We start from the raw sequence: 26,219 nt of genomic DNA, 5'->3' as shown, positions 1-26,219 counted from the left end.
GGGCAGGGCGAGACCGGGCGGCCGGACGAGCCCGCCGGTCAGGAGGTGAGAGGGACCGCGACCGAGACGACGAGGCCGAGGAGCACGACGTAGAGGGCGAGGTCGAACAAGGGCCGGTGCCAGACCATGCGGTAGAACCCGGTCCGGGCCAGCACCCGCCGCACGAGCAGGCTCAGGGCGAAGGCGATCAGCATCCAGGCCGCGAGGCTCGGCACGAACACGCCGTACAGGTCGACTTCACCCGTCATGCCGCGAGCTCCGGATGCGTGGTGGTGGGCAGCGTCGACCGGTAGGGCGGCGCGTCCGGGAACAGGCCGCGCCGGACGCCGACGAGACCCATCAGCGCGGCCCGGCCGGCCGCCCGCCGCACGTCGCGGGAGACGGCGTCGAGGGCCCCGTCGACGGCCTCGAGCAGGCCGGGGGCGGGCTTCCCCGGCTCGGCCGCGAAGTGCCGCGACAGCGCGACGAGGAGTGCCTCGACCGCCGCCCGGGCCGGCTCCGAGAGCTGCCGCCGGTCGCGCCGCAGTTCCACGACGTTGATGCCGACCCGGACCTCGGCGAGGAGGTCGGCGGTCCATTCCGCGTCGTCGGACGGCAGGGCGGCCAGCCGCGGCGCGATCAGGCCGACCCGATCGAGCATCAGCGCGGCGAGTTCGAGACCGTTCTGCGCGCCCTGGCGCCCGGCGGCGCGGGCGAGGCTGCGGCGGTTGACGGCCCGCAGGCGCCGCGCCGACCAGCCGGCGCCGACCGAGCGGACGAGGCGCGTGACGATGGCCGCGACCCACATGCCGACGATGACCGCGACGGAGGCGTTGGTGAAGGCCGCGAAGTCCCCCGTGTAGCTGCCCTGGAGGGCGATCATGGCCGAGCCGTTGACCGCCGCGCCCATCGCCAGGGGCGCGGTCCTCGGCTGGGCCATGAACACCCCGCAGGCCAGGAGGGCCGGGGCCAGCGCCAGGGCCAGCATCTCGAAGGTGGTGGCCAGCGGCAGGACCGCGAACAGGTAGGCGCCCGCCCCCAGGGCGCCGACGATGGCCGAGTTGGCGAAGCTGACGATGAACGGGGCGGGATCGTCCTGGGCGGCGAAGAAGCAGCAGCCGACCGCGGCCATCATCGGGGCCGCCGAGCCGTGCGGCCATCCGGTCGCGATCCAGATCGCGCAGGTGACCAGGATGGTCAGGAACACGCCCAGGGCCGACAGCAGCGCCATGCCGTGGTCGCGGTGGCGGATCGTGCGCGCCGCCGCGGTGTACCGGAAGGTCAGGTCCTCGGTGACCGGCGTCCCGTCCGCGATGTGCCGCTGCAGGATCCGCGCGTCCTGGCGCAGGTCGATGAAGTCGCGCAGCCGCGCCAGGAGGCTCGCCAGTACGAGGGCGTCCCAGGACGGCCGCTCCCCGAGCCCGGGTTCGAGGGCGTCCGCGTCGGCCTTCAGGCGGTCGGCCTCGGCCTGTTCGGTGGTTCCGGAGGCGAGCCAGGCGGCCATGGCGTCGAGGAGGGTGCGCAGGCGCTGCGGCAGCGCGCTCGCCCGCTCCAGCGTCTCGATGCGGTCCGAGACCGCCGAGGCGATGGGCAGGAACATCAGCATGTGCTGGCGCAGGGTCGCCATGGCATCCGCCGAGCGTTCCGCGCCGGTCATGTCGTAGCGCAGCGGCGTCGCCAGGGCATCGAACGCGACCGCGTCCGAGGCCAGCTTCAGCCGGGTGGCCTGCGTGTCCGTCGTCGCGCGGGTGCGGCCGAGGACGTCGATGACCCAGCCCCGCGCGTCGCGCAGCCAGAGGTCGAGCCGGCCGGAGATCACCGGCGCCACCGATTGCGGCAGCACGATCGTGTTCACGAGGCTGGCGCAGAGGATGCCGAGGGTGATCTCCTCGGCCCGGGCCACCGCGACATCGAACATCGTCCCGGGATCGCCCACGGCCGGGAAGCCGATCAGCGCCGCCGTGTAGCCGCCGAGCATCATCAGGTAGCTGCGCGGGGTGCGGTCGAGGAGGGAGAAGTACAGGCACGTCGCGACCCAGGTCGCGATGGCGAGCGTCAGGAGTTCCGGCGCGTTCACGAGGTTCGGCACGAGGGCGACCGTGACCACGGCCCCGAGCAGGGTGCCGAGCACCCGGTAGAGCGCCTTGGAGCGGGTGGCGCCGGCCAGTACCTGGCTGGTGATGTAGACGGTGCCGAGCGCCCAGTAGGGGTTCGGCAGATCGATCCAGAACGCCAGGAACAGGGCCAGCATGCCGGCACCGAAGGTCTTGAGCGCGAAGGCCCAGTCGCGCCAGCCGGGGAGCGTCATTCCGCGGCCTCGCCGCGACGCGCCCCGGCCTCCGCCCCGTCGAGCCCGGCCTCGCCGCGGAGATGATCCTGCAGGGCCTGGAACACCCGCAGGCCGGCCTCCAGGTCCGCGGCGCTCACGGTCGCGAACACCGTCTCCCTGAGGCGCTCGAGATCCGCCTCGATCCGCGCGACGACCGCCTGTCCCGCGGGCGTCAGGGTCAGCACCTTCGCGCGGCGGTCGGTGGGGTCCTCCCGGCGCGCGACGAGGTCCGCCTTCTCCAGTTGATCCAGGAGCCGCACCAGCGACGGCCCCTCGATGCCGATCGCGTCCGCCAGGGTGGTCTGGCGCGGCTCGCCGCCCATGCGGGCGATCAGCACCAGCGGCAGGGCCTTGGCCTCCGAGATGCCGTGGGCCTCGGTCGCCGCGTTGGCCAGGCGCCGCCACTGCCGTCCGGAGAGCAGCAGCGTGTGGGTGTAGGCCAGACGGAGCTGCCGTAGGGTCTTGGCTGCCATCTCAAGCCTCCCGGCGGATCGTGGTGACGCGCATCGGGCGGCCCCGCACCGATATTGATAGTAACCTATCGATTGGCGCGGCGCTGTTCAAGGGCGCGCGCCGGCGGGCCACAACGCGCGGTGGTCCATCCCGCGGATCTTCGAGGCCGGAAGCCCGGTCCGCGAGGAACGCGACGCCGGCCTCGGCGATGCGCCCCTCGCGGCCGATGAGCCGACGCCGGCGCCGTCTCCGCCTGGGACGTCCCGGCAACGCGGCGTGTGCGGCCGGGGGGCTCCCACCTTCCCGCCCATGCGGCGGGCCAGGCGCCCGGGCGACCGTGACCTTCGTCACGGTCGCGGAGCGGCGCACAGGGCATGTCAGTCTCCGCAGGCCAGGAGGATCAGATGACGGCTCCGTTCTCCCTCATCAGGCGATGGCTCGACTGCCGTCGCGCGCGGAGCGAACTCGCGTCGTTCAGCGAGCGCGACCTCGCGGATCTCGATCTCGTCGGCTGTGACGTGAAGCGCATCGCCTCGGCGCGGTCCGTGCGGAGAGGCGCGGCCTGAGGATCCCGGCGCCGTCAGCGCGGCGACCTGCGCCGGTCGCGTGTCAGGCGGTCGACGGCGAACTCCGCGGCGATGCCGATGACGGCACCCGCCAGCACGTCGGCGGGGAAGTGCGCCCCGCGGAGAACCTGCGCCGTGACGACGCCGGCCGCGGCGGCGTAGGACGGTCCCCTGATCTCCGGATAGGCGCGCGCGGCGGCGCACGCGACGGCGGTGCTCAGGGCGGAATGACCCGAGGGGAAGGATTGCCACGGACCGATGCCCGTTCCCGGCCATCCCCGCACGTAGACCCCCTCGTCCATCAGGACGTTCGGGCGCGTCCGATGCACCGCCCGCTTCAAGCTCGTCTTGACGACACCGGCCAGGAGACCGGCTTGCAGCATGTGCCGCCCCGCTTCTGCCATCCGGCGATCGCGCACCATGAGCCCCAGGACGAGGGTGCCGGCAGACAGCGAGAGCAGGGACTGCCAGCTCCCGATCTCGCTCGCCGTCCCCACCGTTCGAACGACGGGGTGGTCTTTCGCGCGTGCCAGCCCGACGCCGAGGGCGACGTCGGCCGCCTCGAATCGGTTGGCGGTGTCGCGTGCTCTGACGTCGGACGGGCTGTTCGGGGATCGCGCAAGCATGGCCATAAACGCGCCCGACGGGCGTTCGTTCGATGCGGCCTCCGCGAACGGCACCCGCCACCGCACCCGCGCCCGATCAGGGACGCGCGCCGCGTCGGCGAACTCACGGTCCGGACGGGAGAGGCCGTGATCGCCTGAACTCGGGCCCGGCGGATGGAGAGGATCGGCCAGGATCTGAGCCAGGATCTCAGTCAGGACCGGCGGAATCGGACATGCGGCTCGGCCCCGAATACCCGTCAGGCCGGCCCGGAGTTGACGGAATCGGACAGATTGGACAGGTTCCAGTGACTAACCTGTGTTACAGTCAGGGCGACGATGTCCACTGATCTCCCCCAGGGTAGAGTCACGTTCCGCGGCCGCGGTCTGGCCTTCGCGCACGGCGCCAAGCTGGTGCTGAAGGTCTGCCCTCTGTGCTCGCAGTGGAACGCGCCCCGGGCTGCCGACCTCGGGCAGTGCGGCTGGTGCGCCTACACCCCGTCCTGTCGCGACGTCGAACCCGCGCCGAGCCGCCACGACACCGACGTCACCTCGTGAGACCGCGGAGGCTCGGACCGGCGCGCGACGCCGCGCATCGCGACGGTGCGGGCGCGGCGTTCCGCACCGATGCCGGCATGCCCCGCGCCGTTCAGCTGTACTGAAGCTCGGCCCGCGCGCGGGAGAGCTTGCGCAGGATACGGCGGATGTGCTCGCGGAGCATGAGGGTCTCGTCCGTCGGGTTCTCTTCCGAAGCCATCGCCGACACATCCAAGACACTTACGGCCCGGTAGCGCATCCGCTCCTCCGCACGACATCACGACGTGTCCTAGCAGCTACTTTCAATTAACGCATCCATCATTTGATCGATTCCGCGCCTCTGCAGCGCGCAAGTTTACGTAGATTTCTCAATCGATGCCCTGATCGGGCCGCGCAATAGAGTTTCCACGTCCCTCGCTTCACCGATCTGGCTTGCGCACGAAATAATCCCGGCCCCGATCAGCTTCGGCCGCTCGGTCTCGTGGCAGACGGTGGCCGGCTCGACACAGACCGCGCGCGGGTTCGAAGGACTTCCCTGCCCCGCCGGCCGGGCGGCGCTCGGGATGCCGCGGACAGGGGGCGCTCTGGTCGAGCCGCGATGCCTTGAACGACGTGCCGAGATCCTGAGCGCGGCCGGATCGGCATCGGCTTTCCTGCGCTTTGGCCGCCCCGGAAGGAACTGATCTTCCGCTCTGCTACGACGCGCCGCCGCCGGGGCGCGGCCGGCGCGACGGACACCCCACCCCGGCGCCGGTCGTCCCGGACCTGCGCGTCCGCGCGGCCGCAGCGTTCGGCCGAGCGACCGTGATCGGGAGGTGCGCGCGTCCGGCGTCGCCCGCGCTAGGAATCCGCGGTCCGGCGCCCGATCTCGCTGTCGAGATACACGGACCAGTCCGACAAGGTCGTGAGCTGCGAGCCGAACATCTTGCTGACCTGGTAGTAGCCCAGGGCGCGATAGCTCTCGAACTGGCTCTCCGAGAACCACTGGTTGGCCGTGCTCTCGTGCGGGAAGGCCGGGCTGGTGGCGCCGTAGGCGCGGACTTCGGCGGGGATGTCGTCGAGGAAGCTCGGCTTGATGTAGATCAGCGAGGCCGCGTCGCGGCCCCCCGGATACGCGATCGTACCCCGCGCGTAGCCCAGCGCACCGGCACGCTTGCCCTCGCGCTCGATCGTCGCGCGGGGGAGAATGCGCATCTCGCCCATCTGGACCTTCGCCAGCCCGTCCACCTCGGCCTTCCGGATCACGTTGCCGAGGTCGAAGAACGTGCAGCGTTCGTCCTGGCCCGCGTCGATCACCACGATCCGCGCGCAGCGCCGCCGCAGCATCTCGTAGACGCCGAGATTGTCGAAATGGCCGCCATCCGAGAGGTAGATCGCCTGCCGGACATCGGTGCTGCGGCCGCCGAGCTCGCTCAGGAGCGCGAGCACGGAGTTCCTCGGCTTCGCGAGCTTGAGGTCGTCCCGGCGCGCCACCGCGGGGTTGGGCAGCCAGGCGCCGAGCCGGACGTTGAACAGGGTCATCAGGAACGCGATCAGGCGCGACGAGTGATAGCCCCAGTTCGGGCTGACCGCCGCCCCGGAGATCGTCAGCAGACCGCCCAGCAGCGGCCCTCGGCCCGCGCTGACACGGTCGCCCGGAGTCTCCATCCCGGCATATTGCGACGTGCGGATGTAGGCCCCGCGCGGGCCGACGGTGCCGGGCCGGTCGCGCGCCCTGTCGGCGCGGTCGAGGATCGCCGAGCCGCAGGCGAAGGGTGTCGCGGTGAACGAGGCGGCCTTCCGCTCCGCCCACTCGGTGTGGAGGAGATCCGTCAGATTGAGCGTCATGTTGACGACGGGCAGGAGCCGCTTCTCGGTCCCGAGATCGGCGATGCGTGGGCTGTCCTCCTCGTCGAAGTCCGTGAACGGATCGGCGTCGCGCCGCGTCCGCGCCGAGCCGAGGAAGCCCCGGGTCAGGCGGTTGCGGTAGACGCCGTGCATGGAGAAGCGGTTGACGTTGACGCGGCCGAACAGCCAGACGGCCCCGGCCAGGATTGCCGCCACCGCGACGTCCAGGATCACGATCATGCCGTAGGGGTTGATGCCGCAGACGGAGCCGGCATCCGCGCCGGTGTCCGCGCCGCCGAGCGCCCGGCGCGGCAGCAGGCAGTTGCCCCACCAATCGTGCGCCTGGCCGAGGAAGCGGCCGAGGCACCAGCCCATCAGGGCGAACAGGCTGATCCCGAAGACCGCCGCCATCGCGCTGAGGCCGATCATCACGAGGTCGTCCATGCGTCCCTTGGCGGCCAGGGACTGCGCGCGGACGAAGACCTGCTTGCCCAGGAAGGCGGCGGCCGGGCCGGTGGCGAGGGCGCCGAGCGCGCCGAACAGGGCGGGGATCTGCGCGTCCTGGCGGCCGAGGGCGTCGGCGGACAGGACGAGGCAGCACAGGCACAGGCCTGTCCAGCCCATCGCGGCCAGCAGGAACTGGCCGTCGACCCGCGCGACCCACTCGCGGTCGAGGTCGGCGCACTCGGCGCTCTTCCGGAACCCGATGAAGATGACGCTCTGGAGAAGGTGGATGACGATCAGCGCCGGCGGGGCCGCGACCGTCAGGATCTGAGAGACCTCGGCCTTCGCGGCGTCGAAGCCGGCAGCGGAGCCACCGACCAGCCAGCCGATGGACGCGTCGGCGCAGACGCAGATCAGCCCGGCCGAGACGAGGCTGCTGGCGAGCCAGGGACCGAGATTCCGCTCGTACAGCCAGAGGCCCGGATGGCCCTTCGAGGTCTGCCAGATCAGGCCGCTGAGATAGGCCGCGACCTGCACGGCGAAGTAGGCGAGGCCCAGGCGGCACAGGGAGAGGCCCGAGACCGGCAGCGGCTGCTCGAACAGCGCGCGGAGCGTGAACGGCAGCGCGAGGGCCCAGACGCAGGTCGGCGCGATGATGCAGGCCGCGATCCGCGCCGGGGACGCGTACGCCGTGACGCCGCCCGTCCGCGGCCGATGGCTCGGCAGGAGGGTGCAGGCGCTGAACGTCGCGACGAACAGCGCCGCGCTGCCGAGCACCAGGGGCAGCCACAGCGTGCTGCCGCTCGCAGCCTCGAGCGCCGTCCGGTAGGCGAGCAGCGCGAGGGGGACGAACAGCAGCAGCGGGAAGATGATCAACCAGTTGAGGATCGTGTTCCGGATGTAGAGAACGATGCCGGCCCAGGTGTCGCGCGACAGGATCCCGACCTCCGGGGTCAGGTAGTTCGTGTAGCGCCGCAGCTTGGCGAAGATCTCGTTGCCCGAGCCGCCGAGCTGGCGCTCGGCCTCGGCGATGCTGCCGCACTGACGGATGAACGTCTGCAACCAGCCGCCGGCGAAACCGCCCCCCGATACCGTCGACAGGTAGTGGAACTCGCCGAGCATCCGCCGGCTGGCCAGGGCCTGCAGTGCGCCGAGGCAGAAGGTGGCGCTGCGGATCCCGCCGCCGGACAGGCACAGGGCGGCGAGCCGGGCCTGGTCGGCCCGCGCCTGCCAGGGCGCGCGATCGCCGGGCTCCGGCGGCCCGCAGAAATGATCCATCTCCTCCGCGAGCGCCTGCTCGGTGTCGAGGAACCACGCGTCCCGGCCCGTCGTCAGGGCGGGCAGATGGTGGGGAGAGGCATCCGCCTGGATGTCCGCGACACTGGCGCTCATCGCTCCTCCTATCGCCCGCTATCGCCCGCTATCGCCCGCGCTGTGCCGGACCGTGCCGGACTGTGCGGTTCAGCCGCCGGGGCACGACAGCGACCGTGCCCCGGCCGTCCTGATCGGTGACCTCTCGAACATCTCCCCGCCCGATGTCGAAACAAGTGACGATAAAATTTTACGGGATCAGTAACCGCTATATAAACGACATCGAGAACAACGGTCGGGAGAACAGGTTGCCCGAATCAGCATTGCGGCCGAGCAGGGGCGCCGCACCACCGAAGCTCGAAACTACCGGCGCGCCGACCCTCACAGAAAAACTGTATTCGAACATCATCCATTCGAATGACGCGCGCACGGGGATCGGCGTTTATTGAAATCGGCGAGACGCTTCGCGAAGGCAGGGTTCCCGCCATGTCCCAGGTGCGATCGTGACCCGCTCCCAGGCCGCCCGCCAGACTGCCCGCCACGCCGCCCGCGTCGTCGCGCTCACCGCGGCGATCCTGCTCCCGGCGCAGGCCGGATCGCGCGCCGCCGACCGAGGACCGACAGACGGGCCGGGTGACGGGCCGGCAGACGGGCCGAGCGACAGGCCGGACGGCACCCCGCACTTTCTCGAGCAATCCTGGACGCCGCAGGAGCGCGCGTGGTTCTACCGGGCGAGCCAGGGCTCGCAGATCATGCCGTATGCCTGGTTCATGTCCCTGGAGCGCCCGGACGACGACACGCTCTTCGTCGCGGACGGGCTCGCGCGCTTCGGCTACCTGCCGAACCCGTACGACGGGACGCGCGGATCGGACCGCAGCGGGCTCCCCATCGGGTTCGTGAAGGACGTCGACGATCGCGGCGAGTGGATCGGCCTGACCTGCGCCGCCTGCCACGTGAACCGGGTCGACCTGCGCGGTCGGTCGATCCTGATCGACGGCGGCCCGGCCGATGCCGACATGTTCGCCTTCATCGAGGAACTCGGCCGCGCCCTCGCGCGGACGCGCGACGACCCGGCGCGCTTCGAGCGCTTCGCCCGCCGCGTCATCCCGACGGAACTGTCGGCGCCGGGGACGGGCCCGTCCGAGCCCGACCGCCGCCGCCTGCGGGCCAGCCTGACGCGGCTGGCCGAGGACTTCTCCCGTTACGTCGCGTCGAGCCGGACCGCGGTGCCCTGGGGGCCGGCACGCCTCGACGCGTTCGGCATGATCTTCAACCGGGCGACGGGCATCGATCTGCGCGACCCGCACAACATCGCCCCGCCCGACGCGCCCGTCAGCTATCCGTTCCTGTGGGATACGTCGTGGCACGACCGGGTGCAGTGGAACGGCTCGGCCGCGAACGGGCTCGCCGTCGAGCGCCTGGGCCGGAATGTCGGCGAGGTGCTGGGGGTCTTCGCCCGCACCGACATCCGGGAGCCGACCCTGCCGCCGCTCTGGTTCGAGACCTCGGCGGACCGGGTCAACCTCCTGCGGATCGAGAACCAGCTGGGCGCCCTCACGGCGCCGGCCTGGCCCGACCGGATCGCGCCGCGCACCGAGGCGCAGGCCCGGGACGCCGCGGCCGGCAAGGTCCACTACGACCGGTACTGCCTGTCCTGCCACGCGATCGCCCCGACCGGCGCGAACCGCACGCTGACGGTGACCCTGACGCCGCTGGCGGAGATCGGGACCGACCCGAAGATGGCGACGAACGCCGTGTCCCGGCGCGCGCGGACCGGGATCCTCGAAGGGATCCGGATGCCGTTCCTCGCGACGACGCCGCCGCTGGCCGCCGAGACGAGCAGCCTCGAACTCGTGGCCACGCTCGTCGCCGGCGCGATCCTGGCGCCCCTCGACCGTGGACCGGACCCAGCGGGCGTCGGGGCGGACCAGACCGTCATCCTCGACCGGCTGCTCAAGCGCGGCACCGCCGCCCTCGAGGCCCGCAACGCGATGCTCGACGACGTCTCGACCGCCGGCGGCAAGGGCCTCGTCGCCGCGTTCGTCGGTGCGCGGAGAGACCGCGACCTCATGGTCTACAAGGCACGGCCGCTCAACGGCATCTGGGCGACGGGCCCGTACCTGCACAACGGCTCGGTGCCGAACCTGTACGAACTCCTGCTGCCGTCCAGCCGGCGATCCAGGACGTTCCGGGTCGGGAGCCGGGAGCTGGACGAGGACCGGATCGGGTTCCGGTCCGATCTCGGGCCGTTCCTGTTCGACACCGCGCTGCCGGGCAATGCCAATACCGGCCACGAGGGGCCGACCTACGGGACCGAGCAGCTCGACGACGCGCAGCGCCGGCAGCTCCTGGAGTATCTGCGAACCCTGTAGGCGAGCTCCGCGGTTTCGATTTCTATCTTATCAGTATTGATTTGTCGTTCGATTGCATCCGTAATGGAACAACCGATTTCGGCACCTGTCGGTCCGACCGGATGGCTGGAGATCTGACAACACTCAAGACTCGCACTCAGCGCGGAGCGTGGCCATGCAGGATCTCGAGGCGTATTCGGTTCTGGTGGGGTCGATCTACGACCGCGTCGGCCAGCCGGAGGAGTGGTCGGCGCTCCTGGAGGATCTGACCGATTTCGTCGGCGGCCGGGTCGGCCAGCTCGCCGTGTTCAGCCTCGACGGGAACCGCAAGCCGCTCTGGGCGGTGTCCGGCTTCGAGCGGTCGCGGTACCGCGAGTTCCTCTACCGGCACGCCACCGAGGATCCGCGCCTCCCCTACATCCTGTCGAACCAGGGCAAGGTCATCCGCGCCGAGGAGGGGGTCGACGCGGTGCAGTTCCGCGAGTCGGCCCTGTTCAAGGAGGTCGTCCAGCCCTTCGAGATCGAGCACAGCCTCGTCACCTACTTCGCCAAGGAAGCCGACGTCATGGCGACGCTCGCGGCGATGCGGGGCGAGGAGGGCGGCCCCTTCCGGTCCGACGAGGTCCGGCGCCTGGCGATGCTCGTCCCGCACCTGCGCCGGGCCTTCGAGCTGTACGCATTGATGCGGCAGGCCTCCGAGCGCACGTCCGATCTCGCCTCCGCCCTGGACCTGCTCGACGCCGCCGTGATCCTCACGGATTCCGACCTGCGCGTCGCGCACGCCAACCGCGCCGCCGAGGCGCTGGCGCGGTCCCGGACCGGCCTGTCCTTCGTGAAGGGCAGCCTCGTCCTCAAGGACAGCCAGACCGGGCGGCGGATCGCCCGCGCGGCCGGCGAGGCGCTCGCGGCCGCGAGCGGCGACGTCGCGATCACGCAGGCCGACCACATCACCGTGACCTGCGGCGAGAGCGGCATGCCCTACCGGGTGTCGCTGCACCCGCTGTCGAAGCGGCCGGCCGGCACCGGGTCGAAGGTGCGGGCCGAGCTGGCGATCGTGATCCGGACCGGGACCCCGAAGGTCCAGGGGAGCAACGCCGCGCGGCTGCAGAAGCTGTTCGGGCTGACCGTCGCCGAGTCGATCCTCGCCAACGCGGTCGCTTCGGGACGGTCCCTCGACGACCACGCCCAGGACCGCGGCATCGCGATCTCGACCGCCCGCACCCAGCTGCGCGCCCTGTTCGCCAAGACCGAGACGCACCGGCAGGGCGAGCTCGTGGCGCGCCTGCGCGAGGGGCTGGACGTCTCGCTCAACTGACCACCGGGCGTCGGGCCGGACGGCCCGCGCCGCTCCGCGAACGCCACAGGAGGTCGTGCATGCGCGCCGCCGCTCCCGAGACGCCCTGCCTCGCCTTCCTGGAGGCCCTGCCGGTGGCGGAGCGCTGGCAGCGCGCCCGGGACTGGATCGCCCGCGCGCCCCAGCCCTTCTTCGCGCAGCTGCGCGCGCGACGGACCGCCCTGGATTGCGGCGCGGCCATCCTCGTCGCCGGCCGCGCCGAGGTCGAGGAGATCCTGTCCCTGCCGCAGGTCTTCTCCGTCGCGCTCTACAAGCCCAAGATGGGCGAGTTCATGCTGGCGCTCGACGGCACGGAGGTGAATTACCGCGACAAGGCGGTCATGCGCGCCGTGCTGTCCTGGCGCGACCTCCCGGCGATCCGCGATCTGGCGGGCGCCGAGACCGACGCGGCCCTCGACGCGGGTCTCGACCAGGGCGGCGGATCCATCGACGTCGTGGCGTCGGTCTCGCGCCGCGTCCCGCTGCGGATCGTGCAGCGCTTCTTCGGGTTCGCGGCGCCCGATGCCGACCTGCTGCGCTGGTCGTACGCGAACCAGTTCGACCAGTTCAACAACCTCCCCTTCGACGAGCGCCCGGACGCCGACGCGATCCACGCGGCGGCGGATCTGGCGCGCCAGGAGATGCGGGCGGCCTTCGCCAGGATCATCCCGGCGCGCGTCGCGGCGATCGAGGCCGGCGCCGACCTGCCCGACGACGTCCTCACCCGGCTGCTCCGGCTGCACCTGCCGGCGGCGACCGGCTTCGGCATGGACCGCGTCGTCATCAACGTCGGCGGCCTGCTGATCGGGGCCATCGAGACCACGTCGGAGGCCGTGGTGCACGCCCTCGCGGAGCTCCTCGGCCGGCCGCAGATCCTCGCGGCGGCCCGCGCGGCCGCCCGGACCGGACCCGCCGCCTTCGACGGCTACGTGTGGGAGGCGCTGCGCTTCGCGCCGATCGTCGCCTTCATGTTCCGCCAGGCGGAGACCGACCACGTGCTCGGCCGGGGCAGCCCGGCCGAGAGCGGGATCGCCAAGGGCCGGGTCGTCCTGCCCCTCAGCCTGTCGGCGATGTTCGACGCGACCGGCGTGCCCGACCCGGACCGCTTCGACCCGGCCCGCCCGGAGCAGACCTATCTCCATTTCGGCCGGGGCCATCACGAGTGCCTCGGCCGCTACGTGGCGGGCGCGATGGTCCCGGAGATCGTTCGCCGCATCCTCCTGCGCGACGCCGTGCGGGCCGAGGGCGCGGTCGAGGACGGGGGCACGCCGTTCCCGACCGCGTTCCGGATCTCCTGCGCCGGCCGGCCGGCGGGGGCCGCCGGGCCCGGTTAGCCCGGCGCGCGCGGGACGTCGCCGACACCGCACCCGGTCCCTCCGTCGCGAGCCCGGGCGGCGCGCGACCGCGCGCGCCCGGATCCGGGGCGTCGCCCGGAGCCCCGCCCGATCGGCGCCCGGCCGCGCGCAGGTGCCGGCCGTCCCATCAAGGCTTCGTCACCGCAGAGCCCGGAGCATCGACATGGCATCCTTCCAGGATTTTCAGGACGGCTACGAGCGGACCTGGGCGTCGCTCCAGATCCGGCCGGAGAAGCTCGCGACCGTGCGCAAGCTCGCGCAGCAGCTCGCCGCCGGCAAGCCGCGCTACCAGGAGATCGAGGCGCGCACCGGCGTGCCCTGGTGGTTCATCGGGCTCTGCCACTACCGGGAATCAGCCTTCGATTTCGACACGTATCTCGGCAACGGACAGAAGCTCGGACGGCGCACCACGATCGTCCCGAAGGGGCGCGGGCCGTTCACGGGGCCGCAGGCCTTCGTCGAAGGGGCGGTCGACGCGCTGCGCCTCCAGGGCCTGGTCGGGCTCGGCGACTGGAGCGTCGCGCGGGCCCTCTACCGGCTCGAGGGCTTCAACGGCTACGGCTACCACGGCCGGGGCGTGAACTCGCCGTATCTCTGGGGCGGATCGACGGCCTACGGGCCGCCGGGCGCGCGCGGCGGCAAGTTCGTGCGCGACCACGTGTTCGACCCGAACGTGGTCGACACGCAGATCGGCACCGCGGTGATCCTGCGGAGCCTCATCGACCTCGACGCGACGGTCGCGCTCGCGGCGCCGCGCGCCGTCGAGGCGGCCGTGTCCCGCGAGCCCGACGACGAACTCGCCGACAGCACGCTCTGGGTCCAGCAATCGCTCAATCGCCTCGGCGCGACGCCGCCCCTCGTCGAGGACGGCCGGAACGGGCCGCGGACCATGACGGCCGTCGCGACGTTCCAGGCGCGGTGCGGTCTGGACGATACCGGCCTCGCGGACGCGCGCACGATCGCCGCCATCCAGGAGGCGCTGCGGCCGGCGGCGCCGGACCACGCGGTGCTGACGCGGATCCAGGACCTGGAGCGACAGCTCGCCGCGCGGGCGGTCACCCCGATGCAGCCCGCCCCGATGCAACCTGCCTCGATGCCCCCGGTGGTGATCGCGCCGGCCGCGCCGCCCGCCGACGTCGCGGCGCGGCTCGACGAGTTCCTCCAGGCCCTGCGCCGACAGATCGACGGTGCGCGCCTCCCGACCGCCCCGATCTTGCCCGGCCCGCCCGCGGCGCGTCCCGACGGCGCGGTCCTCGGGCCGGTCAACGGCGCGCTCGGGCAGACGATCGGGCAGCTGCTCTCCGGCAAGAAGTCGGCGATCGGCATCATCGGCGCCGTCGCCACGCAGATCCTGTCCCAGGTGCCGCTCAACACCGGTCTCGGGCAGGTGCTCGCACAGCTCACGCCCGCCTTCGGGCTGAGCCCCTACACGATGCCGATCTTCATCGGGCTGACGGCGTGGGGCGCGCTCGGGAAGTTCGAGAAGTGGAACGCACGCGCGGGGCAGGCGACCCCGTAGCGCGCGGCGGGCTCCCGGGAAGTCCGGCGCTCACGACGCGCCGCGCCCGCTCACTCGGCGAGCACGAAGGCGAGGCCGAGGATCGCCACCAGCAGAGCCCCGCCCGCGAGCTCCTCGCGCGGCTCCTCTGCGAAACGCGCGGACCGGCTCGCGCTGGCGATCCCAGCTGCGGCGAGCCCGATGATCAGGAAGCCGAGGCCGAGCAGATCGGTCGTCTGAACGGACGGTAGCATCGGTGGTCCTCCGTCAGAGGTGCCTCTCACCCCTCTGGCCAAACCCAGTGCGCCTCGACATGCGCGATCAGCCCGAGCGCGTGATCGCGAACGAGGATCGCGGCCCGATCCGCGTCGCGTGCCTGCAAGGCGGCGATGATGGCGGCATGCTCGCGCATCGAGTCCTCGAGCCTCCCGGCCCGATGGAGGAAGGCCGACCGGATCGCCCGCATGTGAATGAACAGGTTGGTCGTCATCTCGACCATCAACCCGCAGCCGCCGAGACGGATGATCGTCCGATGGAAGTCGAGGTTGGCCTCGTCGTAGGCCTTCAGATGGTCGGGCAGAGTCGCGATATCGAACGCCTCGAAGGCCCTGCCGAGCGCGCGGAGATCGGCATCCTCGGCGTTCCGTGCGGCGGCATGGGCCGCCATGCCTTCGAGCGCGGCCCAGACGGTGATCATCTCGACGATCTCGCGCTTGTTCTTGCGCGTCACGAAGAGGCCGCGGCGCGGCACCGTGGACACGAAGCCCTCCCGCTCCAGGAGCGTCAGGGCTTCCCGGACCGGCGTGCGGCTGATGCCGAGATCCTGCGCGATCTGGTGTTCGTGCAGCCGGATCTGCGCCGATCCGGCGTAGAGATCCATCGCCAGGATCGATTGCTTGATGCTGTCGTAGGCCTGTTCACGCAGACTCAGGGTCTGTCCGATCGAGGCTAGACCCAGAGAGGTCTCGGAAGGCTGCAGCACAGTCGAACTCCGGGAACGCGAGAATGGATTCTGGCCTCAGGTCCTGGAATGGCGCCGAGCGTGGCCGGGCTATCGCGTGAGAGCGAGGCGCCAGGACAGCCGCCCCTCGCCCGATCGTCGATGCGCGCCCGAACATGCGCGATCGCCCGCGGCGCCCTGCGTCTCGACGAGACGGTCTCCGTGCGGGCCAGCTGCCCGGTGCTGGCCGACCCGGCTCCGGAATTCCGGAGCCGGGTCGGGGAGGCTTCGCCCCGGCCGCGGAGCGGCCGGGGCCGTCGCTCAGGCGTGGGCCAGCTTCATCGCCGGAGCCGCCGCGTCGTTGTTCGCCGCGTGGTGCTGCTTGAGCATCGGCCGCAGGACCGCGATCGCCAGGACGGCGGCGATCAGGTCCATGGTCGCCACCGTGTAGAGGACGGTCGCCCAGGTGCCGGTCGCCTGCATGATCAGGTTGCCCACCGGCACGAACAGCGCGGCGAAGCCCTTGGCGCAGTAGAGCACGCCGTAGATCTTGCCGATGTGCTTCGAGCCGAAGGTGTCGGCGGCCGTGGCGCTGAACAGCGAGTAGACCTCGCCCCAGGCCAGGAACACCACGCCGGACAGGATCACGAAGGCCCACGGGTTGGAGCCGAAGTAGCCCAGCGCCACGATGCCGATACCCTCCATCGCGAACGCGATGAACATCGTCTTCTCACGGCCGATCCGGTCCGAGACGAACCCGAAGAGGGGGCGCGAGATGCCGTTCATGATCCGGTCGAGCATCAGCGCGAAGGGCAGCGCGGCCATGGCGAAGAAGTACAGGTTGACCTGGAAGTTCTTCACCCCGAGATCCTGCGCGATCACGCCGAGCTGGGCCACGGCCATCAGGCCGCCCGTCACCGTGCAGGTGAACATCAGCAGCATCACGTAGAACACGGGGGTGCGCAGCGCCTCGCCCAGGGTGTAGTCGCGCCGCGACTGCAGGACCTTGGTGGAGAACGGCACCTGATCCTTGCGCGGGGCGCGCATGGCGATGGCGGCGGCGATGATGATGGCACCCTGGATCAGGCCGAAGACGAAGAAGGCCTGGGCGTAGTTGCCGCTGTCGATCATCTTGGCGATCGGCAGGATGGTGAGCGCCGAGCCGGCGCCGTAGCCGCCCGCCGTGAGGCCGACCGCGAGGCCGCGCTTGTCCGGGAACCACTTGAGCGCGTTGTTGACGCAGGTGGCGTAGACGCAGCCGACGCCGATACCGCCGGCCACCGAGCCGAGGTAGAAGCCGCTCAGGCTGGTGGCGTAGGAGTTGATGACCCAGGCCAGGCCCGTCATCAGACCGCCGAACATGACGACGCGGCTCGGGCCGTACTTATCGATGAAGTAACCCTCGATCGGAGTCAGCCAGGTCTGGACGACGACGAAGATCGTGAAGGCGACCTGGATCGCGGCGCGGTCCCAGCCGAAGGTCTTCTGAATCTCGGGGACGAACAGCGTCCAGGCATACTGGATGTTCGCCGCTGCAACCATGCAGATCACGCCGAGCACGATCTGCAGCCATCGATTTGTACTGGGTACTGCCGTAGCCGGCGTGGCATTTGGCATGGCCATGAGCTTCCTCCCTCATTCCTGCGCTGACATTCAGCGGCGTGCTATAGGATTGGCGTGCACGCCGACGAATTCCTTGCCCGCGCCGGAACCTTATGTTGGGTTCCGAAATTGGCACGGCGGCATGCATTATTCTGTGTGCCAGGAACGTATGGCAAGCAGAATAATTCATCCGTTTCGGCCGAGAATTCGGGATTAGAGGGCGATCTCGCGCGTGCTACCGGATCGCGCGGCCGGCCGCCGCTCTCGCGGACGCCCGTCCTCGGTGTGCCGGCGCCATCTGAGACCCGGCCCGCGGCGTCGGCGCGATCCCCAGCTTTGAGGATCGGACGACGTGATCGCTCGGCCCTGAACAGCACCGATGCAGACGATCGGCCCGGATCGGAGGGATCGGAGGGATCGACGGGCGACGCGGACGGCGGCGCCGGGTCGCGGGGCGCGTCAGGGAATCAGCTTGCCGGGATTCATGAGGTTCCGGGGGTCGATCGCGCGCTTCAGGGTCCGCATGAGGCCGAGCGCCTCCGGCCCGTGCTCGCTTTCCATGAAGCGCATCTTCTTCTGGCCGATCCCGTGCTCGCCCGTGCAGGTGCCGCCCAGGTCCAGCGCGCGGGCGACGAGCCGGTCGAGGAAGCCGGCCACCGCGGACATCTCCTCGGGGCTGTCGGCATCGACGAGCGGCAGGGTGTGGAAGTTGCCGTCGCCGACATGGCCGGCGATCGGCGCCGTGAGCCCGGTCGCGGCGATGTCGCGCTTCGTCGCCTCCACGCATTCCGCGAGCCGCGAGATCGGCACGCAGACGTCGGTCGACATGTTCTTGATCGTGGGACCCGGCCGCAGCGCGACCGAGGCCCAGTACACGTCGTGGCGCGCCTGCCAGAGGCGCGCGCGCTCGTCGGCCCCGGTCGCCCAGTCGAACGGGCCGCCGCCGAGATCGGCGGCGATCTCGCCGAACCGCTCGGCCTGCTCGCGCACGCCCGCGTCCGTGCCGTGGAACTCGACGAGGAGCAGCGGGGTCTCCGGCAGGGCGAGCTTCGAGTAGCGGTTGCAGGCCGCCACCTGCACCTCGTCGAGCAGCTCGATGCGCGCGACCGGGATGCCGGACTGGATCGTCAGGATCGTGGCGTCGCAGGCCGCCTTGATCGAGGGGAACGGGCAGATGCCCGCCGAGATCGCCTCGGGGATGCCGTGCAGGCGCAGCGTGACCTCGGTGATGATCCCGAGCGTGCCCTCCGAGCCGACGAGGAGCCGGGTGAGATCGTAGCCGGCCGACGACTTGCGCGCCCGCCGGGCGGTCGTGACGATGTCGCCGTTCGGCATCACCGCGGTGAGCCCGAGCACCGCGTCCTTCATCGTCCCGTAGCGCACGGCGTTGGTGCCCGACGCCCGCGTCGCCGCCATCCCGCCGATCGTGGCGTCCGCCCCGGGATCGATGGGGAAGAACAGGCCGGTGTCGCGCAGGTACGCGTTCAGCGCCCTGCGGGTGACGCCGGCCTCGACCGTGCAGTCGAGGTCGTCGGCATGGACCGCGCGGACGCGGTTCATTGCCCCCGTGTCGATCGAGACGCCGCCGAACGGCGCGTTGACGTGGCCCTCGAGGGAGGTGCCGACGCCGTAGGGCACGATCGGCATGTCGCGCTCGGCACAGGCGCGCACGACGGCCTGCACCTCCGCGGTGGAGTGCGGGAAGACCACGAGGTCCGGCGGCTCGCACGGCGCCCAGGTGAGCTGGTTGGCGTGCTGCTCGCGCACCGCCGGGCTCGCCGTCACCCGGTCCCCGAGCACGGCCCGCAGGGCCTCGGCGAGACCCGCGATCGTCGCCGCGTCCGGGCGGGTCCGCGGGGCGGGAACGGGGGCGTTCATGGGCTGCTCCGATGGGCTCGAACTGGGGCGTCGCCGGGGACGGCGTGTCCCGGGGGCCGCGCGGCCCCGCGACACGGCCTCCGCTGGGACGACCTGGCGACGCGACCGTAGGTCGATCGGCGGCCGCCCGCCACCCGGGCGCGGCGGGGCGGCGGCGCTGCCCCCTCCCCCCGGGTCGCGTTCACCCACCGCGTCTGCCCCGCCGCGCCTACTCCGCCGCCCGCGCGCCGCGCGCCGCGGCCTGCTCCAGGTGCCGGTCGTGGGTGAGGCAGAGGACCGTCACCATGGCGGCGAGGCCGGCCGCCGCGATGAGGAGGAGGCCGCCCGTGAAGGTGCCGGTGGCGTCCTTGATCGCGCCGACCGCGTAGGGCGCGGCGAAGCCGGAAAGGTTGCCGAGGGCGTTGATGATGGCGATGCCGCCGGCCGCCGCGGCGCCGGACAGGTAGGCGGTGGGCAGCGTCCAGATCACCGGGAGGCCGCCGAAGATGCCGAAGGCCGAGACGCTGAACAGGGCCATCTTGGCGTAGGGATCGGAGACCAGCGCCGCCGCGGCCGTGCCGCCGGCCGCGAGCAGGAGCGCGAAGGCCGCGTGCCCCTTGCGCTCGCCCCTGCGGTCCGAGGAGCGCCCGAGGGCGAGCATGCCGACGATCCCGATCGCGAAGGGGATGAGGCTGACGAGACCCGTCTGGAGGTTCGTGAGGTCGAAGCCCTTGACGATCTGCGGCAGGAAGAAGCTGAGCCCGTAGAGCAGCGCCACGTTGCCGAAATACACGAAGGCGACGGCGAGCACGCGCCGGTCGAGGAGCGCCTCCGCGACGCTGTAGCGGCGGGCGGATTCGCGCGCCCGCCGCTCCTGCGCGAGGCGCTCGGTGAGCCACGCGCGCTCGTCGTCGGGCAGCCAGGCCGCCTGCGCCGGCCGGTCCGTCAGGAAGGCCAGGACGATGCCCGCGAGGATGACGGCGGGCAGCGCCTCGAGGACGTAGAGCCACTGCCAGCCCTTGAAGCCCCAGACCCCGTCGAGGCCCAGCAACGCCCCCGAGACCGGCGAGCCGATGACGCTCGAGAGCGGGACCGCGGCCATGAAGGTGCCGATGATGCGCGCGCGGTAGCGCGCGGGGAACCACAGCGTGAGGTAGAAGATGATGCCGGGGAAGAACCCGGCCTCCGCGGCGCCCAGCAGCAGGCGCACGGCGTAGAAGCTCTTCTCGCCGACGATGAAGGCCATCGCGCCCGACAGGAGTCCCCAGGTCAGCATGATGCGGGCGATCCACACCCGCGCCCCGACCCGCTCCAGGATCAGGTTCGACGGCACCTCGAAGACGAAGTAGCTCAGGAAGAAGATGCCGGCCCCGAGCCCGTAGGCCGTGGCGGAGATGCCGAGGTCCCCGTTCATGGTCAGCGCGGCGAAGCCGACATTGACCCGGTCGAGGTAGGAGATGAAGTAGCAGGTGATCAGGAGGGGCAGGAGCCGCCTGCTGACCCGCCGGATGGCGCGCGCTTCCACATCCATCGTCGCCCCCTCGAGGATCCGGAACGGACGCCGGGCGCCCGATCCGACTGGGCCTCCGGTCGGTTGGCGGGAGACATAGCCGGGCCGTCGGCGCCCCGATAGAAGCGGACGCGGTGCGGCGGCGGGCGCCTACGCGCCGGGGCGGGATCCGGCCCCGCCGCGACCGAGCGCGTCGAGCAGGAGGTCCGCGACGGCCCGGGGCTGCTCCTGCTGAACCCAGTGCCCCGCCCCCGCCACGAAGTGGCAGCCGAGCAGGCCCGCGCCGGCGGCATCCTTCATGCGCTCCAGCGCGCCCGGCGCCTGGAACGGGCCCCAGTCGCGCGCCCCGGACACGAACAGGAGGGGGACCTCGATCCGCCGGCCGGCGAACCGCGCGAGGTCGCGGTCGATGCTGCCATCCATGCGGCACCGGTAGCCCTGGAGCGCGCCCTGGAAGCCGGAGCGCGCGTACTCGGCCGCGTAGACGGCGAGTTCTGCCTCCGTCAGCCAGGCGCAGTCCGCGCCGCCCCGCTCCGGCATCTCCGGCGCCACGGTCGCGGGCATCGTCCGGCCTTCATCCATCACGTAGTAGGTCGGCATCTCGGCGAGGGCCTCGGCCGTCCAGCCGGCGAGCGCGCGGGGTCGATTGTCCGGCCAGTCCGCGCTCTTGTGGTGGAAATAGGCGCGCAGGAACGCGGCGAGGCCCTGGGGACTGCGCTCCATGTCGGCGGCGGCGCGGCGCGTCGCGTAGTAGCGGTGGTAGTGCGTGCGCGGGCGCGGCAGGGCGGCCAGCGCCGCGTGGATCGGGTCGTCGGCCGGCGTCCGGAGGCCGCGTGCCAGGGCGTCGAGCCCCGGCGCCCCCGCGAAGGGCGCGCTCATGAGGGCGACCATGCCGAAGAGATCGGGCCGCGCCAGGGCGCAGTAGCCGCAGACCCAGGACCCGTAATCGTGTCCGACGAGCGCCGCGACCCTGTCGCGCTTCAGGGCGCTCATCAGGCACAGCAGGTCGAGGAGAAGGTTGTGCAGCCGGTAGGGCGCGAGGTCGTCCGCGAAGGCGACCGGCGCGTCCGCGGTGCGGCCGTAGCCCCGGAGGTCGGGGGCGACGACGTGGTAGCCCGCCGCGGCCAGCGCCGGCATGACCTTCCGCCAGGAATAGGCGATCTCGGGGAAGCCGTGCACCAGGAGGATGAGCGGGCGGTCGGGACCGCCGTCGCCCGCCTCCAGCACGTGCATGCGCAGGCCGTTGACGTCCTCGACGAAGCGGGCGCGGATTCCGTTCGGGAGGGCGGCCGGATCGAGCGGGGGCAGGACGTTCGTCACCATGGCCGCGCGCTCCCGTGCCGATTGTTCGACGGCCGCCGAGCGTACACGCTCCGCGATCCGACCGCGAAATCCGACCCGCGCGCATCCGGCCCTGCCCCACCTCCGCGCCCAGTCGGCGCGCCGCCGAACCGTCAGGCGGTCAGGGCGGCGCGGGCCTGCCGGTGCCCGGCCTCGGCCCGCCACGCGTCGCGCTCGGCCTCCAGGCCCTGGATCCGGGCATGAAGCTGCCCGGCATCGATGGCCGTCTCCATCAGCATGTCCTGCGCGCTGGCGAGCTGCTCGCGCAACTCGGAATTCTCGGTCACGAGGGTCAACAGGATCGCCGCCACGTCGTCGCCCATTCGTCCACCTGCCTCACCGTCCGGGGTCGCGGCTGGTAGGACCGGCATGGTTACCGCTCCGGAAAGGATGGCGGCCGGGCGCCCGCGCCGAGGCCACTGTCCACAGCCGGATGGCGCCGGCCGCCGGGAGGCCGCCCGCGGGCCGCCCCGTCTCAGCCGCAGGAACAATCGTCCGTGCGGGAAGATGCCGTCATGCGCACCCCGCGCGAACGGAGCTGCTCGCATGTTCATGAAGCTCGACCGCCTTCAGGCCGAACTGCCACAGCCGAAGAAGCCCGATCCCAACGCGGCGGCCGCGCTGCAGGAGCTGCTCGGCGGCAAGTACGGGGAGATGTCGACCCTCGGGAACTACATGTTCCAGAGCTTCAACTTCCGCAACAAGTCGAAGCTGCGCCCCTTCTACAGCCTCGTGTCGAGCATCTTCGCCGAGGAGCTCGGGCACGTGGAGCTGGTCTCGACCGGCATCGCGATGCTCAACAACGGCCCCGGCGACGACACCGAGGAGGTCGACGTCTCGAAGGCCCCGTTCCACAACATGCAGGACATCCGGCTCGCCGGCAGCTTCCTGAGCAACGGCGGCGGCGCGACACCGGTCAATTCCAACGCGCAGTCCTGGAACGTCGACATGGTGACGACGACGGGCAACATCATCATCGACCTGCTGCACAACTTCCACTTGGAGTGCGGCGCGCGCCTGCACAAGCTGCGCGTCTACGAGACCCTGAAGGACCCGACCGGCCGCGAGGTCTGCGGCTACCTGCTCGTGCGCGGCTCGGTGCACGCGCACGCCTACGCGCTGGCGCTCAAGAAGCTGACCGGCGTCGAGATCGAGAAGATGCTGCCAACCCCGAACATCGTTCTCGACAAGATTCCGGAGTGCCAGAAATATCTGCAGGAGGGCTCGCACCGGCGCCTCTACCGCTTCAGCCCGGACGACTACAAGGAAGCGGCCGGCGTCTGGTCGAACGACGAGGTCGCGCTGCCGGGGGATCCGCCCGGCAACCTGGAGGTCGTCGACGGCCTGCCGGAGGGCGGCAAGATCCCGGAACTCGACGGCAATTACGGGGCCTTCGCGCCCAACTACGCCCCCGAGGAGATCTTCGAGATCGCCAGCAAGCTCTACAAGAAGGGGCGCTGAGGCGCGCTCAGAACCGGGCAGGGCCCCGCGGTCTCAGAACCGCGGGCCGCGCCGTCCCCGGTCAGTACCAGTCGTCGTCGTCGGCGGGCGATCCCGGCGGGAGGGGGCCGTCACCCATCACGCCGGGATCCCCGTAGTTGAACGGAGGTCCGTCGAAGCCGACCACACCGTCCGGATTGTCCGGCGTCACGTTCGGATCGACCTTCAACTCGGTATCCTCGCGCCCGAGCCGTTGATCGAGGCGATCCATGCGCTTGAGATCCTGCTGGATCGGGATGTCCTGCTGGGCCTGCGCGACGATCGCGGGACTTGCGAGGGCGAACACCAGCGCGGCGACGGTCAAGCGTGTCATAGCAATCGGCCCTTCGCGTCCCGGCGCGCTCCTGAAGTCGATGCATACCGTGGACGGACCACCGAGCATAGCATTGACGGCCGTCAACACTAATCGCGCGTGCATGTCGACCGGGCGCGGGCTCGGCGAATGCGCGTCGCCGCCCGGCCCGACCGGATCGAGATCTGCCTTCGCGCCGTGAGACGTGCCCTCCCCGCCGGGCACCGTGCGGGCACCGTGCAGGCCTCGTGCACGCCTCGTGCAGGTCAGATCGCGGAAGGCCGGCAATCCTGCGGGCGCCGGGCCTGACCGGTCAGCGCGGCTGGCGGCCGGCCGGGCCGGCGACGTGCGGGCCGGCGGAGCGGTCGGCCGGCACGGGCCGGTGGTAGGTGACGGAGATCTCGGGCAGCATCACCGCGGTGACGTCGGACAGGCCGTGGCGTGCGGCGGATCCCTGCGCGGAGGCGGGCGTCGCGAGGGCGGCGGCGAGGGTCGCGGCGAGCGCGGCGGCAGCGAACAGGCGGACGGTCATGGCAAACCTTTTCTGACTTCGGCACGAAGTCATCCGGTCAACTGTCGCGAGTGAGGAAGATCGTCGTTCCGGCGGTCTTGATCGCCTCGGCTCTGTCGGGCCGAATGTCATCCTTCAACATGGATGTTAGGCCGGCGGTTGCCGCGAATGCGTGCGACGCCGCACAATCGTCAGTATCGGATCGAGCGCGGGGTCTCTTCGTCGCGCCGGACCGGCCCCTTTTGGGCGCGCCCGGCACCGCGGCTCGATCCGGCGCGGCGATGGCCGGCATCCGCGACTCGCGGGCGCGCCGGGGCGCTCCCGCCGGGATTTCGTGGACGGAGGTTCGCTTTCCGTACTCATGTGGCATTGGAGTGGCAGCCGGCGCGCGACGGCTCCGCTACGGTGCGGACGTCTCCCTGAGGCGCCCTCGATGCTCATCCCCGCCCCGACCATCCGCCGTCTCCTCATGCTGGGGCTCGTGCTCGTCGCCCTCGTCGCGCTCGCGGACGGCGTGGCCCGCCACGAGTTGCGCACGGCCGCGCGCGCGATGACCCTCGCCGACGCGGCCCCGCAGACGGAGCGCGCGTCGGATGAGTAGGCGCTCGCCCCTCGCGGCCGGCCTGACGCTCCTCGCGGCCCTGGCGGGGGCCGAGCCCGCCGCGGCGCTGGCAGCGGAGCCGGCCGACCTGCCGGGCCTGGAGCGGGCGTGGCACGGCTGCGTCCGCGAGGCCTTCGACCGGCAGCCGGCGCACCGGAGCAGGCCCGGCCGGGAGCGGGGCGCCCTGGACGCGTGCAAGCCCCAGGAGGACGCCTACGTGGCGGCCCTGATGGCCGCCCGGCCGATCGACGCGAACCGCCCTGCCCTGGCCTGGGCGCGGACCTGGATGGCCTACGTGGTGGATCCGCTGAGGGACTGGATCGCCGCGCTGCATCGCTGAGCCGTCCCAGCCGCGGCCGGGCGGAGGTCGGGCGCGGACGGCCATCCGCGCGGGGCGGGACGCCTGCAGATCTCACGCAGCTCTACCGAAGGTGCGCTCCGAGCATTCGCACCAGTATTGTGCATCCCTTTCCGATGTTCGCGCGTTCCAATCTCGAACCGGCCGATATTTCGGTGCGATTGTCGACATAGAGGAGGCGCGAATGCTGCGCGGTGGATTGCTGTGGCTGCTGGGAATCCCGCTGCCGATCATCCTGTTGCTGTATTTCCTCGGCGTGTTCCACTAGGTCGAGGCGGACAGTCGTCGTGCCCTACACGGTCGAGATCACCACGCCGCCGGTGCGGATCGACGGCGCCGAGCAGGCCTCACGGATGTATCAGCTGCCGGACCCGTTCAGCACGCTGGCCGAGGCCAAGGAAGCGGCGATCGCGCATATCGGGGGTCTCGGCCTCGATCCGGCCGGCATCCTCTACACCGTCTTCGATCGCGAGGGTTTCACGGTCGCCTCCAACGCGGATCAGGGCGCGGGGGCTGGATAGAGCGGGCCGGCGGATCAGGGTCCCGTCCCGCTCTGCGGGGCCCTCCGAGCCCGGAGGCGGCCTCCCTGCCCGCCTCCGGCCGGTGCGCGGCCCGGGATCCGTGCGCGAGCGGCGGCCCTGCAGGTGTTCCGGGACACGCCGGACCTGAAAGCTTGGGCGTACATCGGGATCACACCGCGAACACAGTCGCGAACCCGATGGAGACGACGATGACCTGGACCAACCGCATCGCCTTGGTGGCAACCCTGATCGCCGGCGCGGTCGCCCTCGTGACCTACGCGCAGGCCCTCAGCCTGCCGGCCCATTTCGCGTGAGCGAGACGGGCCCGGCGGCCGTCTCGCCCACCGTCGCCGCCTGAACGCGCGCCGAACGGTTCCGCGGCGCAGCGTGACTCTTCGCACCGCACGCAGCCGGCCGATCCGGCATCATCATTGCAGTTGGTGATCCCGGGTCTCGCCCGAGACCCGCTGCTCGATGAGAGGCGTGCACGACATGGTCCTGAAGGGCTTCTCCTACGCGATGATCGGCGCCTTCCTGGGCGGCCTCGCGATGACGGTGACCGGCTCGGCCGGGGTGCTGATGGGCTTCTGAGCCGCGGCGG

Annotated in this window: 25 protein-coding genes; 11 read left to right on the top strand and 14 right to left on the bottom strand. The window is 71.4% G+C overall.

Annotated features, from left to right (window positions below; all coding sequences use genetic code 11):
• Positions 1 to 38: 38 nt before the first annotated feature.
• The 3 genes from H288_RS0127960 to H288_RS0127950 are packed head-to-tail and all read right to left on the bottom strand — an operon-like array spanning position 39 to position 2,781.
• Positions 39 to 248: a DUF1656 domain-containing protein gene (locus H288_RS0127960; protein WP_020095881.1), complete on the bottom strand. Its 210-nt coding sequence runs from the start codon at positions 246 to 248 to the stop codon at positions 39 to 41.
• Positions 245 to 2,287 (bottom strand): FUSC family protein, encoded by a 2,043-nt coding sequence (locus H288_RS0127955; RefSeq protein ID WP_020095880.1) that lies wholly within the window; start codon positions 2,285 to 2,287, stop codon positions 245 to 247. The genes H288_RS0127960 and H288_RS0127955 overlap by 4 nt, the downstream gene beginning before the upstream one ends.
• Positions 2,284 to 2,781, bottom strand: coding sequence for a MarR family transcriptional regulator (locus H288_RS0127950; protein WP_020095879.1), 498 nt, complete (start codon positions 2,779 to 2,781; stop codon positions 2,284 to 2,286). The genes H288_RS0127955 and H288_RS0127950 overlap by 4 nt, the downstream gene beginning before the upstream one ends.
• Positions 2,782 to 3,165: 384 nt before the next feature.
• Between H288_RS0127950 and H288_RS0127945 the strand changes: the two genes are divergently transcribed.
• A complete protein-coding gene (locus tag H288_RS0127945) occupies positions 3,166 to 3,327 on the top strand; it encodes a DUF1127 domain-containing protein (protein WP_244435356.1) in 162 nt (53 codons plus the stop codon).
• A gap of 14 nt (positions 3,328 to 3,341) precedes the next feature.
• Here the strand turns inward: H288_RS0127945 and H288_RS0127940 are convergent, their stop codons facing one another.
• The gene (locus H288_RS0127940) at positions 3,342 to 4,007 is read right to left on the bottom strand and encodes a phosphatase PAP2 family protein (protein WP_234083264.1); all 666 of its coding nucleotides are present in this window, start codon (positions 4,005 to 4,007) and stop codon (positions 3,342 to 3,344) included.
• Positions 4,008 to 4,268: 261 nt separating this feature from the next.
• On the opposite strand from H288_RS0127940, the gene H288_RS32950 reads away from it, so the two are divergent.
• The gene (locus tag H288_RS32950) at positions 4,269 to 4,487 is read left to right on the top strand and encodes a hypothetical protein (RefSeq protein WP_020095876.1); all 219 of its coding nucleotides are present in this window, start codon (positions 4,269 to 4,271) and stop codon (positions 4,485 to 4,487) included.
• A gap of 819 nt (positions 4,488 to 5,306) precedes the next feature.
• Here the strand turns inward: H288_RS32950 and H288_RS0127930 are convergent.
• Complete coding sequence (locus tag H288_RS0127930) at positions 5,307 to 8,129, bottom strand: hypothetical protein (RefSeq protein WP_020095874.1); 2,823 nt, start codon at positions 8,127 to 8,129, stop codon at positions 5,307 to 5,309.
• A 422-nt stretch (positions 8,130 to 8,551) separates the two neighbouring features.
• Here H288_RS0127930 and H288_RS0127925 point away from each other — a divergent pair, with 422 nt between their 5' ends.
• The 4 genes from H288_RS0127925 to H288_RS0127910 all read left to right on the top strand — a co-directional run bounded on the left by H288_RS0127925 (position 8,552) and on the right by H288_RS0127910 (position 14,606).
• Positions 8,552 to 10,420, top strand: coding sequence for a di-heme-cytochrome C peroxidase (locus H288_RS0127925; RefSeq protein WP_020095873.1), 1,869 nt, complete (start codon positions 8,552 to 8,554; stop codon positions 10,418 to 10,420).
• 154 nt (positions 10,421 to 10,574) lie between these two features.
• Positions 10,575 to 11,714: a helix-turn-helix transcriptional regulator gene (locus H288_RS0127920; protein WP_020095872.1), complete on the top strand. Its 1,140-nt coding sequence runs from the start codon at positions 10,575 to 10,577 to the stop codon at positions 11,712 to 11,714.
• 59 nt (positions 11,715 to 11,773) lie between these two features.
• Positions 11,774 to 13,066, top strand: a complete 1,293-nt coding sequence (locus H288_RS0127915; protein ID WP_020095871.1) for a cytochrome P450 — start codon at positions 11,774 to 11,776, stop codon at positions 13,064 to 13,066.
• A 184-nt stretch (positions 13,067 to 13,250) separates the two neighbouring features.
• Positions 13,251 to 14,606 (top strand): peptidoglycan-binding protein, encoded by a 1,356-nt coding sequence (locus H288_RS0127910; RefSeq protein WP_020095870.1) that lies wholly within the window; start codon positions 13,251 to 13,253, stop codon positions 14,604 to 14,606.
• 50 nt (positions 14,607 to 14,656) lie between these two features.
• Here H288_RS0127910 and H288_RS0127905 read toward each other — a convergent pair whose 3' ends face one another.
• The 7 genes from H288_RS0127905 to H288_RS0127875 form a co-directional block, all read right to left on the bottom strand.
• On the bottom strand, positions 14,657 to 14,839 hold the full coding sequence (locus H288_RS0127905; protein ID WP_020095869.1) for a hypothetical protein: 183 nt from the start codon (positions 14,837 to 14,839) through the stop codon (positions 14,657 to 14,659).
• Between the two features lie 26 nt (positions 14,840 to 14,865).
• Positions 14,866 to 15,567, bottom strand: a complete 702-nt coding sequence (locus H288_RS0127900) for a GntR family transcriptional regulator (RefSeq protein ID WP_020095868.1) — start codon at positions 15,565 to 15,567, stop codon at positions 14,866 to 14,868.
• A gap of 279 nt (positions 15,568 to 15,846) precedes the next feature.
• On the bottom strand, positions 15,847 to 17,148 hold the full coding sequence (oxlT, locus tag H288_RS0127895) for an oxalate/formate MFS antiporter (RefSeq protein WP_026605350.1): 1,302 nt from the start codon (positions 17,146 to 17,148) through the stop codon (positions 15,847 to 15,849).
• 438 nt (positions 17,149 to 17,586) lie between these two features.
• Entirely contained in the window at positions 17,587 to 19,005 is a 1,419-nt protein-coding gene (locus H288_RS0127890) for an FAD-linked oxidase C-terminal domain-containing protein (RefSeq protein WP_020095866.1), read from the bottom strand.
• A gap of 208 nt (positions 19,006 to 19,213) precedes the next feature.
• Positions 19,214 to 20,515 (bottom strand): MFS transporter, encoded by a 1,302-nt coding sequence (locus tag H288_RS0127885; RefSeq protein WP_020095865.1) that lies wholly within the window; start codon positions 20,513 to 20,515, stop codon positions 19,214 to 19,216.
• A 129-nt stretch (positions 20,516 to 20,644) separates the two neighbouring features.
• Entirely contained in the window at positions 20,645 to 21,817 is a 1,173-nt protein-coding gene (locus H288_RS0127880; RefSeq protein WP_020095864.1) for an alpha/beta hydrolase, read from the bottom strand.
• Positions 21,818 to 21,948: 131 nt separating this feature from the next.
• The gene (locus H288_RS0127875) at positions 21,949 to 22,158 is read right to left on the bottom strand and encodes a hypothetical protein (protein WP_020095863.1); all 210 of its coding nucleotides are present in this window, start codon (positions 22,156 to 22,158) and stop codon (positions 21,949 to 21,951) included.
• 223 nt (positions 22,159 to 22,381) lie between these two features.
• Here H288_RS0127875 and H288_RS0127870 point away from each other — a divergent pair, with 223 nt between their 5' ends.
• Complete coding sequence (locus tag H288_RS0127870) at positions 22,382 to 23,296, top strand: manganese catalase family protein (RefSeq protein ID WP_020095862.1); 915 nt, start codon at positions 22,382 to 22,384, stop codon at positions 23,294 to 23,296.
• Positions 23,297 to 23,357: 61 nt separating this feature from the next.
• Here the strand turns inward: H288_RS0127870 and H288_RS0127865 are convergent, their stop codons facing one another.
• Both H288_RS0127865 and H288_RS0127860 read right to left on the bottom strand, forming a co-directional pair.
• On the bottom strand, positions 23,358 to 23,648 hold the full coding sequence (locus tag H288_RS0127865; protein WP_026605349.1) for a hypothetical protein: 291 nt from the start codon (positions 23,646 to 23,648) through the stop codon (positions 23,358 to 23,360).
• Between the two features lie 292 nt (positions 23,649 to 23,940).
• Positions 23,941 to 24,159, bottom strand: coding sequence for a hypothetical protein (locus tag H288_RS0127860; RefSeq protein ID WP_020095860.1), 219 nt, complete (start codon positions 24,157 to 24,159; stop codon positions 23,941 to 23,943).
• 412 nt (positions 24,160 to 24,571) lie between these two features.
• Here H288_RS0127860 and H288_RS35770 point away from each other — a divergent pair, with 412 nt between their 5' ends.
• The 4 genes from H288_RS35770 to H288_RS0127840 all read left to right on the top strand — a co-directional run bounded on the left by H288_RS35770 (position 24,572) and on the right by H288_RS0127840 (position 25,618).
• Entirely contained in the window at positions 24,572 to 24,739 is a 168-nt protein-coding gene (locus tag H288_RS35770; protein WP_020095859.1) for a hypothetical protein, read from the top strand.
• Positions 24,732 to 25,079, top strand: coding sequence for a hypothetical protein (locus tag H288_RS0127850; RefSeq protein WP_020095858.1), 348 nt, complete (start codon positions 24,732 to 24,734; stop codon positions 25,077 to 25,079). Before H288_RS35770 ends, H288_RS0127850 begins: the two co-directional genes overlap by 8 nt.
• A gap of 91 nt (positions 25,080 to 25,170) precedes the next feature.
• On the top strand, positions 25,171 to 25,365 hold the full coding sequence (locus tag H288_RS35285) for a hypothetical protein (RefSeq protein ID WP_128083422.1): 195 nt from the start codon (positions 25,171 to 25,173) through the stop codon (positions 25,363 to 25,365).
• Between the two features lie 19 nt (positions 25,366 to 25,384).
• Positions 25,385 to 25,618, top strand: coding sequence for a hypothetical protein (locus H288_RS0127840; RefSeq protein ID WP_020095857.1), 234 nt, complete (start codon positions 25,385 to 25,387; stop codon positions 25,616 to 25,618).
• Positions 25,619 to 26,219: the final 601 nt, after the last annotated feature.

Origin of the sequence: Methylobacterium sp. 285MFTsu5.1 (assembly GCF_000383455.1) — a bacterium.
Lineage (GTDB): Bacteria > Pseudomonadota > Alphaproteobacteria > Rhizobiales > Beijerinckiaceae > Methylobacterium.
This window is presented reverse-complemented; position numbering and strand designations above follow the sequence as displayed.